This window comes from Stenotrophomonas sp. CASM110 (assembly GCF_049384345.1).
In the GTDB taxonomy this organism is placed as follows: Bacteria; Pseudomonadota; Gammaproteobacteria; order Xanthomonadales; family Xanthomonadaceae; genus Stenotrophomonas; species Stenotrophomonas muris.
On the sequence record NZ_JBMRGI010000005.1, the window covers coordinates 145551 to 159060 of the forward strand.

The 13510-nt window shown below is 68.1% G+C and carries 11 protein-coding genes; 4 read left to right on the plus strand and 7 right to left on the minus strand.

Annotated elements, in window-relative coordinates; genetic code table 11:
• Positions 1-8: 8 nt before the first annotated feature.
• The 4 genes from VG561_RS05770 to VG561_RS05785 all read right to left on the minus strand — a co-directional run bounded on the left by VG561_RS05770 (position 9) and on the right by VG561_RS05785 (position 5053).
• Entirely contained in the window at positions 9-2837 is a 2829-nt protein-coding gene (locus VG561_RS05770) for a valine--tRNA ligase (protein WP_046428421.1), read from the minus strand.
• 33 nt (positions 2838-2870) lie between these two features.
• Positions 2871-3047 carry a YqaE/Pmp3 family membrane protein gene (locus VG561_RS05775; RefSeq protein WP_423179450.1) on the minus strand — a complete coding sequence of 59 codons (177 nt, stop codon included), beginning with the start codon at positions 3045-3047 and terminating at the stop codon, positions 2871-2873.
• Between the two features lie 19 nt (positions 3048-3066).
• Positions 3067-3492 carry a DNA polymerase III subunit chi gene (locus tag VG561_RS05780; RefSeq protein ID WP_014645876.1) on the minus strand — a complete coding sequence of 142 codons (426 nt, stop codon included), beginning with the start codon at positions 3490-3492 and terminating at the stop codon, positions 3067-3069.
• An 82-nt stretch (positions 3493-3574) separates the two neighbouring features.
• Entirely contained in the window at positions 3575-5053 is a 1479-nt protein-coding gene (locus VG561_RS05785) for a leucyl aminopeptidase (protein ID WP_197574388.1), read from the minus strand.
• Positions 5054-5157: 104 nt separating this feature from the next.
• On the opposite strand from VG561_RS05785, the gene lptF reads away from it, so the two are divergent.
• Entirely contained in the window at positions 5158-6240 is a 1083-nt protein-coding gene (gene lptF, locus VG561_RS05790) for an LPS export ABC transporter permease LptF (protein WP_032962260.1), read from the plus strand.
• Complete coding sequence (lptG, locus tag VG561_RS05795) at positions 6237-7343, plus strand: LPS export ABC transporter permease LptG (protein ID WP_032962258.1); 1107 nt, start codon at positions 6237-6239, stop codon at positions 7341-7343. The genes lptF and lptG overlap by 4 nt, the downstream gene beginning before the upstream one ends.
• 179 nt (positions 7344-7522) lie before the next feature.
• Here lptG and VG561_RS05800 read toward each other — a convergent pair whose 3' ends face one another.
• The gene (locus tag VG561_RS05800) at positions 7523-8014 is read right to left on the minus strand and encodes an RDD family protein (RefSeq protein WP_423179451.1); all 492 of its coding nucleotides are present in this window, start codon (positions 8012-8014) and stop codon (positions 7523-7525) included.
• Positions 8015-8070: 56 nt separating this feature from the next.
• Here VG561_RS05800 and xerD point away from each other — a divergent pair, with 56 nt between their 5' ends.
• Both xerD and VG561_RS05810 read left to right on the plus strand, forming a co-directional pair.
• The gene (gene xerD / locus VG561_RS05805; protein WP_423179452.1) at positions 8071-9048 is read left to right on the plus strand and encodes a site-specific tyrosine recombinase XerD; all 978 of its coding nucleotides are present in this window, start codon (positions 8071-8073) and stop codon (positions 9046-9048) included.
• Positions 9049-9148: 100 nt separating this feature from the next.
• The gene (locus tag VG561_RS05810) at positions 9149-9934 is read left to right on the plus strand and encodes a thioredoxin fold domain-containing protein (protein ID WP_014645882.1); all 786 of its coding nucleotides are present in this window, start codon (positions 9149-9151) and stop codon (positions 9932-9934) included.
• 121 nt (positions 9935-10055) lie between these two features.
• Here the strand turns inward: VG561_RS05810 and VG561_RS05815 are convergent, their stop codons facing one another.
• Positions 10056-12155 carry a glycosyl hydrolase family 18 protein gene (locus tag VG561_RS05815; protein ID WP_241887265.1) on the minus strand — a complete coding sequence of 700 codons (2100 nt, stop codon included), beginning with the start codon at positions 12153-12155 and terminating at the stop codon, positions 10056-10058.
• A 769-nt stretch (positions 12156-12924) separates the two neighbouring features.
• Positions 12925-13473: a Dps family protein gene (locus VG561_RS05820; protein ID WP_049440318.1), complete on the minus strand. Its 549-nt coding sequence runs from the start codon at positions 13471-13473 to the stop codon at positions 12925-12927.
• Positions 13474-13510: the final 37 nt, after the last annotated feature.

Genomic DNA, 13510 nt, shown 5'->3' on the forward strand with positions numbered 1-13510 from the left:
GCGCGGCGTTACAGCTTCGCGCGCTGCTCGCGCAGGCCGGCCAGCTGGGTGTTCCAGTCGACCAGGCGCACGCGCTCCTGATCGACCACCGCCGGTGGCACCTTGTCGGTGAACCTGGCCAGCTTGGTTTCGCTCTTTTCCTGCTCGCCTTCCACGCGCTTGATCTCCTTGTCCAGGCGCGCGCGCTCGGCATCGAGATCGACCAGGCCTTCCAGCGGCACCAGCAGCTTCAGCTCGCCCACGATCGCGGCGGCCGCCGGCGGTGCGCTTTCGCCCTCGGCCAACCACTGGATGCTGTCCAGCTTCAGCAGGAACGACAGCGAGGCGCTGAAGCGTTCGATGCGCACGCGGTCCTGCTCCAGGCCGGCCTGCAGCCGCAGCGGCACCTGCCTGGACGGCGCGACGTTCAATTCGCTGCGCACGCGACGCACCGCACTGATCACCGCCTTCAGCCATTCCACGTCGGCCTCGGCCTGGGCGAAATCACCGGCGAATTCGGCGGCGGTCGGATACGGCCGCAGCGACAGCGTGGTTTCGGCCAGGCCCAGGCGCGGGGCCAGCTGCTGCCACAGCTGTTCGGTGATGAACGGGGTGAGTGGGTGCAGCAGGCGCAGCAGCGCTTCCAGCACGTACAGCAGGGTGTGGCGGGTGCTTTCGGCATCAGCCGCGTCGGCACCGTTCAGTGCCGGCTTGCTCAGCTCCAGGAACCAGTCGCAGAACGCGTTCCAGGCGAACTCGTACAGGCACTGCGCCAGCAGGTCGAAGCGGTACGCGGCGAAATGGCCCTGCGCTTCGGCGGTGGTGGCGGCCAGGCGCGAAAGGATCCAGCGCTCGGCATCGGTGCGCGGGGTCGGCACGCCGGTGAACGCCGCACCTTCGGTGTTCATCAGCGCGAAGCGGCTGGCGTTCCACAGCTTGTTGCAGAAGTTCTTGTAGCCCTCGGCGCGGTTCATGTCGAACTTGATGTCGCGGCCGTGGGTGGCCAGCGCGGCGATGGTGAAGCGCAGCGCATCGGCACCGTGGGCAGCAATGCCGTCCGGGAATTCCTTGCGGGTGGCCTTCTCGATCTTCTCCACCATCTTCGGCTGCATCAGGCCGCCGGTGCGCTTGGCGACCAGGTCGTCGATGGTGATGCCGTCGATGATGTCCAGCGGGTCGAGCACGTTGCCCTTGCTCTTGGACATCTTCTGGCCCTGGCCGTCGCGGATCAGGCCGGTGAAGTAGACGTCCTTGAACGGGATCTTCCCGACCAGGTTGTCGGTGGCCATGATCATGCGCGCCACCCAGAAGAAGATGATGTCGAAGCCGGTGATCAACACCGACGACGGCAGGTAACGATCGAAGCCGCGCTCGGCCATGGCCTGTTCGTTCGGCCAGCCCAGGGTGGAGAACGGCCACAGCTGCGAGGAGAACCAGGTCTCCAGCACGTCGCTTTCCTGGTTCAGCACCACCTCGCTGCCCAGGTTGTGCTTGGCCCGCACTTCCTCTTCGCTGCGACCGACGTAGCAGCTGCCGGTGGCGGCATCGAACCACGCCGGGATGCGGTGGCCCCACCACAGCTGGCGGCTGATGCACCAGTCCTGGATGTTGTTCATCCAGTGGCGGTAGGTGTTGATCCAGTTCGGCGGCACGAAGGCAATGCTTCCGTCCTCGACCAGTTCCAGGCCACGCTTGGCCAGGTCGTCCATCTTCACGAACCACTGGTCGGTCAGGTACGGCTCGATCACCTGGCCGGTTCGGTCGCCACGCGGCACCTGCAGCTTGTGCGCCTTGGTCTCGACCAGGATGCCCAGGTCTTCCAGCTCGGCCAGCACGGCCTTGCGTGCTTCATAGCGGTCCAGGCCCCGGAAGCGTTCCGGCGCGTTCTCGTTCAGCGCCGCCACCGGGGTGAACAGGTTGATCATCGGCAGGCTGTGGCGCACGCCCACTTCATAGTCGTTGAAATCATGTGCAGGGGTGACCTTGACCACGCCGGTGCCGAACGCGCGGTCCACGTAGTCGTCGGCGATCACCGGCACGCGCCGGCCGGTCAACGGCAGCACCACGTTCCTGCCGATCAGGTGCGCGTAACGCTCGTCTTCCGGGTGCACCATCACCGCGGTATCGCCCAGCAGCGTTTCCGGGCGGGTGGTGGCGACGACCAGGTAGTCGCGGGTTTCGCGCAGGGTTTCCACGCCGTCGGCATCGCGCTCGACGTGCTCGTAGCTCAGGCCGTCATCCAGCGTGTAGGCGATCGACCACAGGAAGCCGTCTTCCTCGGCGCTCTCCACTTCCAGGTCGGAAATGGCGGTCTTCAGCACCGGGTCCCAGTTCACCAGGCGCTGGCCGCGGTAGATCAGGCCCTGCTCGTACCAGCGCACGAAGGCCTCGTTGACCGCCGCCGATGGCTGCGGGTCCATGGTGAAAGTGCTGCGCGACCAGTCGGCGGAGGTGCCGAGGCGGCGCATCTGGCGTTCGATGGTGTCGCCGGACTGCTGCTTCCACTCCCAGACCTTGCCGATGAAGCCTTCGCGGCCCAGCGAATCGCGGGTCTCGCCCTTGCCTTCCAGCGCGAGGTTGCGGCTGACCACCATTTCGGTGGCGATGCCGGCATGGTCGGTACCGACCTGCCACAGCGTGTCGTAGCCGCGCATGCGGTGGTAGCGCACCAGCGCATCCATCAGGGTCTGCTGGAAGGCATGGCCCATGTGCAGGGTGCCGGTCACGTTCGGCGGTGGCAGCAGGATGGTGTACGGCTCGCCCGTGCCGGACGGCTTGAAGTGGCCGGCCTTCTCCCAGGCCTCGTAGAGGTCGGTCTCGAAGGACGTCGGGTCGTAGCTGGAGGCGAGTTGGGTCATGCGGGGGAACCGGTAATCAAGGCGGAAGGGAGATCAGCGCGACCCGAGGGCGCGGCGGATCTTCTGGTCGGTGTGGTACTGGCTGACCGCGTAGGCGGGCAGCCAGCCGATCAGGGTGATCTGCAGGATCAGGCAGACGATCCCGGCCAGCGGCCGGCCGATGGTGAAGAAGGACAGCCAGGGAAGAATCAGGGCGATCAGCAGGCGCATCAAGGGGTCCTCGCCGGGCTCACATGTCGTGCTTGTTGAGGTCGTAACCGGCGGCCTTGTACTGGCGCCAGCGCTCGCGCAGCGGTTCGCGCGCTTCCGGATCGGCCGGAACCACTTCCAGCACACGCTCGCACTGGCCCAGCCAGGGCTCATCGCGCAGGTTGATCACCAGCGGGCGTGCCGGCGCGTCGGTGCCGGGTACGGCGATCAGCACCAGGGCCTCTTCCTCGTCCATGTCTTCGCCGGCAATCTGGTGCGGGATGTAGGCATCGTTGTCGAACGCCCACAGCAGCTCGTCCAGTTCCTCGGCCTGGGCCTGGTCACGGGCCAGCACCAGGGTGAACAGCCCGGCGTCGTTGGCCTTGCGCGCCAGTTCGCAGACCAGGCGCAACGGCTCGGTCAGGAAGCGGGGCTTGGCGATCAGGTAGAAGTCGGCGCGGGGCATGGCAGGGTCCGGGTCAGGCAAGGGCCCGGCAGTGCCGGGCGAGGCCCCGGCCGGCGTCTGCCGGCCAGGGTCGGGTACGGCATCAGGCGCGGGCGACCTGGTCCAGCAGCCACTGGCTCAGCAGGCCGACCGGGCGGCCGGTGGCCATGCCACGCTTGCCTTCATCGCTGGCGACGCCTGCGATGTCCAGGTGGGCCCAGCGCTGGCCTTCGGTGAAGCGCGACAGGAAGCAGCCGGCGGTGATCGCGCCGGCCCAGCGGCCGCCGATGTTGTAGACGTCGGCGAAGGTCGAATCCAGCATCGGCTGGTACTCGTCCCACAGCGGCAGGCGCCAGGCGCGGTCGAACACGTGCTCGCCGGCGGCCAGCAGCTCGTTGGCCAGGTCGTCGTGCTTGCTCATCAGGCCGGCGGTCTGGTGGCCCAGGGCGACCATGCAGGCACCGGTCAGGGTGGCGACGTCGACCAGCGCGGCCGGCTCGAAGCGCTGTGCGTAGGTCAGCGCGTCGCACAGGATCAGGCGGCCTTCGGCGTCGGTGTTGCCGACTTCGATGGTCTTGCCCGACATCGAGGTGATCACGTCGGAAGGACGGTAGGCGTTGCCGTCGATGGCGTTTTCCACCGCCGGCACCACCACCACCAGGTTCAGCGGCAGCTTGGCCTTGACCGCCGCGACGAAGGTGCCGATGACGTTGGCGCCGCCGCACATGTCGTACTTCATCTCTTCGATGCCGCCTTGGGTCTTCAGGTTGACGCCACCGGTATCGAAGGTGATGCCCTTGCCGACCAGCACGTAGGGCTTGGCGTCGCCGCCATTGTTCCACTTCAGCACGACCAGACGCGGGCGGTTGGCCGAACCGCGGGCCACGGCCAGCAGCGAGCCCATGCCCAGCGCTTCCATCTGGTGCTCGTCGAGGATCTCGGCTTCGGCACCCTCGTGCTCGCCGGCGAACTTCACGCCCACGTCGGCCAGATAGGCCGGGGTGCAATAGTTCGGCGGCAGGTTGCCCAGCTCGCGGGCGAACTCGACACCGGCGGCGATGGCCTGGCCCTGGGCCAGGGCCTGGGCGTCGTCACCGGCCACGGCCAGCTGGGCCAGGCCGGCATCGTCGGCCTTCTTCTTGCCCAGGGTGGCGGTGTAGCGGTAGGCGGCGTGATCGGCGGCGATCACTGCCTGGCGGATCGCCCAGGCCGCGTCGCGGTCCTTGATGGCCAGTTCGGACAGGGTGAACAGCGCGCTGCGGACGGCGCCGGCCTTCAGCGCGCGCACCGCGTCGCCCACGGCCTTCAGGTACTGCGGCACGCCGAAGCGGGCGGCGTCGCCGAGGCCGACCACCAGCACGCGCGGCGCGGTCACGCCCGGCAGGTCGTGCAGCAGGGTGGTCGCACCGGTCTTGCCGGACAGGTCGCCACGCTGGGCCAGGGCGGCCAGGCGGCCACCGCTGGCGGCGTCCAGGGCCTGCGCGGCCGGGGTCAGGGTATGGTCGGCATACGCGCCGACCACCAGGCAATCAACGGTGGCGGCGGCCGGAGCAACGTGGTTCAGGGTGAATTCGAGGGCCATTGAGCAGATTCCATTGGCGAGTCCGTACAATCGCAGGCCGTTTACGCCCAGACAGTAGACTGGGCGGCACCGCGAACGAACCCCAGAGTTTAAACCACCGCCCCATGCTGAAGCTCGACCGATACCTGCTGGGCGATTTCGTCCAGAGTTTCCTGGCTACCCTGATCGTCCTGCTGGTGGTCAGCGTGGGCGGCGTGCTGGTGGACATCCTCGGCAACATCGCCGACGGACGCCTGCCGGCCAAGCTGCTGTTCTCCCAGCTGGGCCTGCAGTTCATCGCCTACCTGCCGCTGATCCTGCCGCTGGCGCTGATGCTGGGCCTGCTGCTGGCGGTGGCCCGGCTCTACCGCGACTCGGAGATGGCGGTCATCACCGCCATTGGCGTGGGGCCCAAGCGGCTGCTGCGGCCACTGCTGATGCTGGTGGTGCCGGTGGTGCTGCTGGTCGGCGCCTGCTCGCTGTGGCTGGGCCCGTGGGCCGGCCGGATGGCCGAGCAGATGATCATCGAGGCCAACCGCAGCGTGCTGATGGCCGGCCTGGAGCCGGGCCGCTTCACCCCGCTGCCCAATGGCGGCGTGGTGTACCTGTCCTCGATCTCGCCCGATGGCACCCAGCTGGGCAAGGTGTTCCTGCAGCGCCAGAAGGATGACCGCCTGGAAGTCGTGTCCGCCAATGGTGGCCGCATGTTCTTCGAGGGCACCCGCCAGCGCTTCCTGGAGCTGGATGATGGCCACCAGGTGGAAGGCCCGGTGGCCGGCGCGCTGGATTACCGGCTGGCGACCTTTGCCCGCAACGACGTGGCCCTGCCCGACGGTGCACAGACCCGCACCGAGGACGACCCGGAACTGATGCCGACCCTGCAGCTGATCGGCGATGAGCGCCCCCAGGCGCAGGCGCAGCTGCACCGCCGCCTGGCACCGCCGCTGATCGCGCTGGCCTTCGCCCTGCTGACCGTGCCGCTGGGTCGCAGCTCGCCGCGCCAGCAGCGCTACGGCCGCATGATGCTGGCCCTGATGGCCTACATGGTGGGCACCAACCTGATGTTCATCGGCAGTGGCTGGATCGCCAACGGCAAGATTCCGGCCGCGCTCGGCCTGTGGTGGTTGACCGTGCCGCTGCTGGCGCTGGCGATCTGGATGTATGCACGTGATGGCCGCCTGGGCCGCTCGAAGGGAGCCCGCGCATGAGGCTGCGCCCGATGCGTTTCGATCTGTACCTGGGCCAGTCGGTGTTCACCACGGTGCTGCTGACCTGGGCGGTGCTGGTCGGCCTGGACGTGGTGATGGCGTTCTCCGGCGAGTTCAAGGACATCGGCAAGAACGGCTACACCCTGGGCCATGCCGCCGCCTGGGTGCTGTACACGGTGCCGCGCCGCGCCTACACGATGTTCCCGACCGCCGCGGTGATCGGCGCGCTGATGGGTCTGGGCCAGCTGGCCGCGACCTCGGAGCTGACCGCACTGCGTGCGCTGGGCCTGTCGCGCAAGCGCCTGAGCGTGTCGGTGGCGATCGCGCTGTCGCTGCTGACCGCAGTGATGGTGCTCAGCGCCGAGACGCTGGGCCCGTGGGGGCAGGACCGTGCCGATGCATTGAAGGCCAGTGCCAAGTGGGGGCGGGACATCTCCACCACCCGCTACTCCGGCCTATGGGCACGCGAAGGCGACACCTTCCTCAACGCCCAGAGCGGCGAGGAACAGCTGGTGGGCGACAAGGGCACGCGGCTGATCCTGCGTGACGTGCGGCTGTACCGGATCGCCGAAGACGGCAATATCGCCTCGTTGACCCATGCCGCCACCGCCGAGCACGACAAGGACGGTTGGGTGCTGACCGGGGTGCGTCGCGACACCTTCGGCGAGCGCTCGGCCACCCGCCAGGAAGTGGCGCGTGAGCCGTGGAACTCGAAGCTGGATCCGGCGGCGCTGGCCACCGGCATCGCCAAGCCGCGAAACCTCAGCGTGGCCGAGCTGAGCACCAGCATTGCCTACCGCCAGCGCAACGGGCTGGATGCGCGCGATTTCGAGGATGTGTACTGGAGCCGCTGGTTCTACCCGGTGAACGTGCTGGCGCTGTGCCTGGCCGCGGTGCCGTTCGCGTTCGGGTCGCTGCGTAGCGGCGGCATGGGCAAGCGCCTGTTCCTGGGCATCCTGTTTGCACTGGGCTTCTGGCTGCTGCAGCTGTTCTTCGGCCGCATGGCCGGTGCGCTGAAGTTCGATTACCGCATTGCCTATGCGCTGCCGCCGATCGTCATGCTGGCCGTGTCCGGACTGTTGTTCCGGCGCAAGTCGGGCTGATTCTGGTAGCGCGGGGCCATGCCCGGCGCTACCGGGGCAATCCACCGCTTCGGCATCCGTGCCAGGACCACCAGCATCCCGGCCCAGCGTGCTGGATTCTGTAGAGCCGAGCCCATGCTCGGCTGCTTTTTGCGCACCGCCTGCCAGCCGAGCATGGGCTCGGCTCTACAGATCGTGCATCACCGCTTGGGCATGCGCACCAGGCGGGTGCCGCTGGCGCGGTCGTGCCAGGTCAGGCGTTGGGGGTCGACCCAGGCCCACCAGAATCCCAGGCCGCCCAGCAGCAGCGACAGCGTCCCCACCGCGAAGCGCAGCCACAGCTGGCCGTGCCGCAACGGCGTGCCATCGCGCGACTGCAGTTTCAGCCGCCACGGCCGCATGCCCAGCGTCTGCCCGCCGCGGCGCCAGCTGGCCGTGGCATACCACCCCGTGATCGCCCAGCACACCGCCCACAGCAGCCACTGCCAAGCGCTGAACGGTGCGATGTTCTCGCGCTGCGCGTGGCCGCTGAAGGTGTAGGCGAGGGTGAACAGCGTGCCGGCCAGCATCCACAGCGCCAGCACCGGCAGCGCGTCGTAGACCATCGCCAGCATGCGCCAGGGCAGCAGCGCGCGCGGACGGGGCGTTTCGGTAGCGGCCGCAGGGGCCGTGTCGGTGGCAGGGCGGGACATGCGCCGAGGATACGCAAAGCTGGCCGTGCCCGCAGTGGCCCTCGTATCCTGCATGCATGGCCCTTGTTTCCACCCCCGCCGAACGCCGCCAGCTGGTCCAGCAACTGCCCGAGCTGCGCGCCGACGACAGTGTGCGCATCCAGCGCTTCCTCGATGCGATCTGGGCCGAGAACGGCCTGGCCCGCGCCACCCTGGACAGCTATCGCCGCGACCTGGAAGGGCTGGCGCGTTGGATGGATGGACGCGACGGTGGCCTGGCCGGCATCGAACGTCCCGGGCTGTTCGACTACCTGGTCTGGCGCACCCGCCACGGCTGGTCGCCGCGCAGCAACGCGCGCCTGCTGTCGGCGCTGCGGGCGTTCTTTGCCGATGGCGTGCGCCGTGGCGAACGCAGCGAAGATCCCAGTGCGCTGCTCGACCCCCCGAAGCTGCCGCGGCTGTTGCCCAAGGCGCTGGCCGAGAGCCAGATCGATGCGCTGCTGGCGGCACCGGACATCGACAGCCCGCTGGGCCTGCGCGACCGCGCCATGCTGGAACTGATGTATGCCGCCGGCCTGCGCGTGAGCGAGCTGGTGCTGCTGCCGGCCACGGCGGTCAACCTGCGCCAGGGCGTGTTGCGGGTCACCGGCAAGGGCAGCAAGGAGCGGCTGGTGCCGCTGGGCGAGGAATCGCAGCACTGGCTGGAGCGTTACCTGCAGCAGTCGCGCCCGCTGCTGGTCGGCAAGGGCAAGGTGCATGCCCTGGCGGATGGTCAGACCCCGTTGTTCATCGAGCCGACGCTGCATGCGCTGACCCGGCAGGCGTTCTGGCACCTGGTCAAGCGCCACGCGCAGGTGGCCGGCATCGACCCGGCGCGGATCAGCCCGCATGGCCTGCGCCACAGCTTCGCCACCCATCTGCTCAACCGCGGTGCCGACCTGCGCGCGCTGCAGATGCTGCTCGGCCACAGTTCCTTGTCGACCACCCAGATCTACACCCTGGTAGCGCGCGAGCATCTGCAGAAGCTGCACGCCCGCCACCATCCGCGCGGCTGAGCGCCGGGCTGAATCGCTGCCCGGGGCCGTGCCGGGCGTCGCGGCCCGGTACCGGCGGCTGTGTCAGAATCCGGAGTCTTCTTCTGCTGCGGATCGCTCCATGCTCCGATTTGCCATCGCCGCCGTGTTCGGTGCGCTCAGCCTGACCGCCTGCGCCCAGCCGGCTCCGCCGGCCGCCAAGGCGCCTGCTGCCGCTGCGGCCAAGGCCAGCCCGGCCGCCAACGCGCCGGCCGACCAGGCGGTACGTGCCGCGTTGACCGCGCTCAATCCGGGTTTCCAGGTCGATTACATCGGTGCCGCGCCGTTCCCCGGCTTCCGCGAGGTCGTCGTTTCCGGCCAGCTGCTGTACGTGTCCGATGACGGCCGCTACCTGTTCCAGTCGCAGCCTTACGACACCCGCGCCAAGGGCCCGGCCAACAGCGAGGGCCTGCTTGGTTACCGCCGGGGCCTGCTGGCCAAGGCCAACCACGGCGATCGCATCGTGTTCGCGGCGCCGAACGCCAAGTACACCATCAGCGTGTTCACCGACATCGAGTGTGGTTACTGCCGCAAGCTGCACCAGGACATCGCCGAACTCAACCGCAACGGCATCACCGTCGAGTACCTGGCGTTTCCGCGCATGGGCCTGGGCAGCAAGGACTACACCGACATGATCTCGGTCTGGTGTGCAGCGGATCGTCGCCAGGCGCTGACCAACGCCAAGCGCGGTGGCAGCGTGCCGGCCAGGAACTGCACCAACCCGGTGGCGATGCAGTACGCGCTGGGCCAGCAGCTGGGCGTGAATGGAACGCCGGCGATCTTCGCGCCGGATGGCACCCAGCTGGGCGGCTACCTGCCGCCGGCGCAGCTGCGTGCCGCGCTGGAGAAGCTGTCGGCCAAGCGCTGATCGTCGCTGGTCTTTTTCTGTAGAGCCGAGCCCATGCTCGGCTGCGGAAACAGCAGCCGAGCATGGGCTCGGCTCTACAGGCAGGAAGCCAGGGATGCGTGTCGCATCCCCGGCCTTTTGCTTACTTCAGGCCATCACTGACCGCCTTGGTCAGCGTGCCCTGCGCATCGTCACCGCTGAACTCCCAGACGAACGCGCCGCCCAGGCCCTGGGTCTTCACGTAACCCATCTTGCGGGTGATGTTGGCCGGGGTGTCGAAGCTCCACAGCGTGCTGCCGTTGTAGATCCAGGTGGCACCGGCGGTGTTGTCGGTGTAGCCCGGCCACGCCAGGTTCTTCAGCACCTTCCAGTCCTCGATGCCGGCTTCATACGTACCCGGGGCGGCGCCGGTCGCGGTCTGGTACAGGCCGTTGTTGGCGTTGGCCACACCCGTCCAGCCACGCCCGTAGTAGCCAATGCCCAGGTTGAGCTTGGCGGCGGGCACGCCACGGCTGATGAAGGCCTCGATGGCGTCGTTGCTGTTGTACAGCTTCTGGTCGCCGGTGGACGGATCATTCGGCGAATCGAACAGCGCCGACTGGTGATTGGTCTTCGTATCCCACGCGCCGTGGAAGTCGTAGGTCATCACGTTGATGTAGTCCAGGTACGGGTGGTAGGCGGCCGGATCGGTGACACGGATCTTGTCGATGCCGGCACCCACCGCCACCGTCAGCAACAGGCCTGGCCGCACCGCATCGAGCTGGCGGCGGAACTCGGCCATCAGCGCGGTGAAGTTGGCGTTGTCTTCCGGCTTGCCGCATTCGATGCCACAGGCCACCGGGTATTCCCAGTCGATGTCGATGCCGTCGAACACGCCCAGCGCGGCACCGGCACCGCCGGCACCGTCGGTCACCGGCAGGTTGCCCTTGATGTAGGCGTCGATGCACGAGGCGACGAAGGCCTGGCGGTTTTCCGGGCGCGCTGCGCTGGAGAAGCCGCGCGACCAGGTCCAGCCACCCAGCGAGATCAGCACCTTCATGCCCGGGTATTTGGCCTTGAGCTGCTTGAGCTGGTTCCAGTTGCCGCGCAGCGGCTGGTCCCAGGTATCGGCACTGCCGCTGACGCTCTCGGCGGCACTGAAGGCCTTGGTGTAGTCGGCGAAGGCATCGCCACCGGCACCGCTGTTCGGATCCGACGGCTGGGTGATGCCGACTTCGCATCGGTTGTTGCGCACGTTGCCGAACGCGTAGTTGATGTGGGTCAGGCGTGCGGCCGAGCCGCTGCTGTCGATGTTCTTGACCCGGTAGTTGCGGCCGTAGATGCCCCACTGGGTGAAGTAACCGATGACCCGCTTGCCGGTGGTGCCGCCGTCACCGGCCAGCGTGGTGGCGCTGATTTCGGTGCCCTGCGCCGACGCGTTGCCGGCGTTGTCGCGCGCCCGCACGCGGTAACGGTAGGTGGTCGATGCGGTCAGCCCGCCATCCACATAGCTGGCGCTGGACGGCGAACCGACCAGGCTGCCGTTGCGGTACACGTCATAGCCAGCCAGGCCACTGCCACCGGTGTTGTCGGTGGACGGGCTCCAGCTGAGCGCGATGCTGTTGGCGGTACGGGTGCCGACCGCCAGCCCGCCCGGCACGCTCGGTGCGGTGGTGTCGCCACCGGCGGCGTTGACGGTGATGGTGATGGTCGGGGTGCTGGTGGTGGCGTTGTTGTTGTCGGTCGCGACCGCACGCAGGGTGTGGCTGCCGGCGCTGGCATTGGCCCAGCTGGCCGCATACGGCGCACCGGTGGCCACGCCCAGCGAGCTGCCGTCGCGGAAGAACTCGACCTTGGCGACGCTGCCGTCCGGGTCACTGGCGGTAGCGGTCACGTTGACCGTGCTGCCGGCGCTGAAGGTGGCGCCGTTGGCCGGCGAGGTCAGGCTGACCACCGGCGGCTGGTTGCTGCCGCTGCCATCGCAGGCACCAAGGTTGGTGTAGTAGGGCGCACCGGCCGGATGGTCCGGCGGCGCGTTCCAGATGTCCTGGTTCGCCCGATAGAGGACGCCTCCTTTCTGCAGGGTATCGCCGGCCCGGTAGATCCTGGCCTGGTCCCACTGGGCCACGCCGGCACAGCTGGCAGCCTGCGCCAGGCCGGGCAGGGCGGCGGTACCGGCGGCCAGGGCAAGCAGCCAGGCCAGGTGGCGGGGACGACAGCTTCGGGTCGAACGTTCGGCACTGCGCACAATCGGGTCGTACATGGGTAAGTCTCCGATCAAAGGGCGCGCGGGCCCCGATGGCGCCGCGCGTGACGCAGGTCCGGGCGTCGCCCGGGAAGGCGACGGAGGGGGCGGACGGGGTACCTGGGGGGCCGGGGAGAGAGTCCGGCGCCAGGTGGGGACAACGTTGTCATCAATCGCGTGGTCAATCCGTGAGCAAGCGCATGGTTCCGGGATTCGGGCGGAGAGCGGCGCTGCGCGCGGTCGGCGGCCATCGGCGGAGCCCCATCGTGGCTGGGGGCTTTCCGCGAAAAGCAGATTTCTGGGGTTGGCCGGGTGGGTGGGCTGCGCAGGGGACGCCGTGAATACGTCCCTGTAGGCTCGGGCGCGCCATCCATGGCGCTTACGCCCCTGCGCAACCCACCCGCCCGGCCACGGACAGGTTCCTGCGCGGCCAGCCACGAAAGACAGAACAAAAAATCAAAAGCAAAAGCCGGTCGCTTCGCTCTTCAATGCCTGACTTCTGAGATTTCCCTGGTTGCCGGCCAGCGGCCGGCACTACCGCAGAGCATGCACGCATGGCGTGGATTTACCGCAGATCGCGGAAATCTGTCGAAGGCGGGGTGGGTCCGGTGGCAGGGGTGTCCGCGGCATGGATGCCGCGGCCAAGCCCCCAAGGACGGGTTTACGGCGTCCCCTGCCACCGGACCCATCCCGCCTACCCACAGGAGGCCAGCTTTTGCTCTGGCTCTGGCCTTGGCTTTAAGGCCTCTGCGGGTGCAGGGCGCAGCCCTGCCGGGCCCCCCAACTCTTACTGCAGCAGCGAGCGCAGCATCCAGGCGTACTTCTCGTGGGTCTGCAGCCGCTGGGTCATCAGATCCTCGGTCGGGGCGTCCTCTCCCTTGGCCGCCACCTCCAGCACTTCACGTGCCGTACGGCAGACTGCTTCGTTGGCGACCACCAACTGGCGTACCATTTCACGCCAGTCCGCGCTGTCGGTCAGGCCCGGTTCCTCGGCGATCGAGGTCAGCGCAGCGAATTCCCGGTAGGAGCCCGGGGCATTGAAGCCCAGCGCGCGGATGCGCTCGGCCACGTCGTCCAGTGCCGCCCACTGCTCGGTGTACTGCGTCTCGAACATGGTGTGCAGCGAGTTGAACATCGACCCGGTCACGTTCCAGTGGAAGTTGTGCGTCTTCAGGTAGAGCGTGAACGCATCGGCCTGGAAGCGCGACAGACCGTCGGCGATCTTCTTGCGGTCGCCCTGGGTGATCCCGATATCGATGTTCGGCGCCGACGGTGCCGCCGCTGCAAGCTTCTGCTTGCCGGTCTTGGCCTTGGTCGTGCTCTTGGTCTTCGCCATGGGGTTCCTCCTTGTGGAATCGTTGGCCTTCACAATA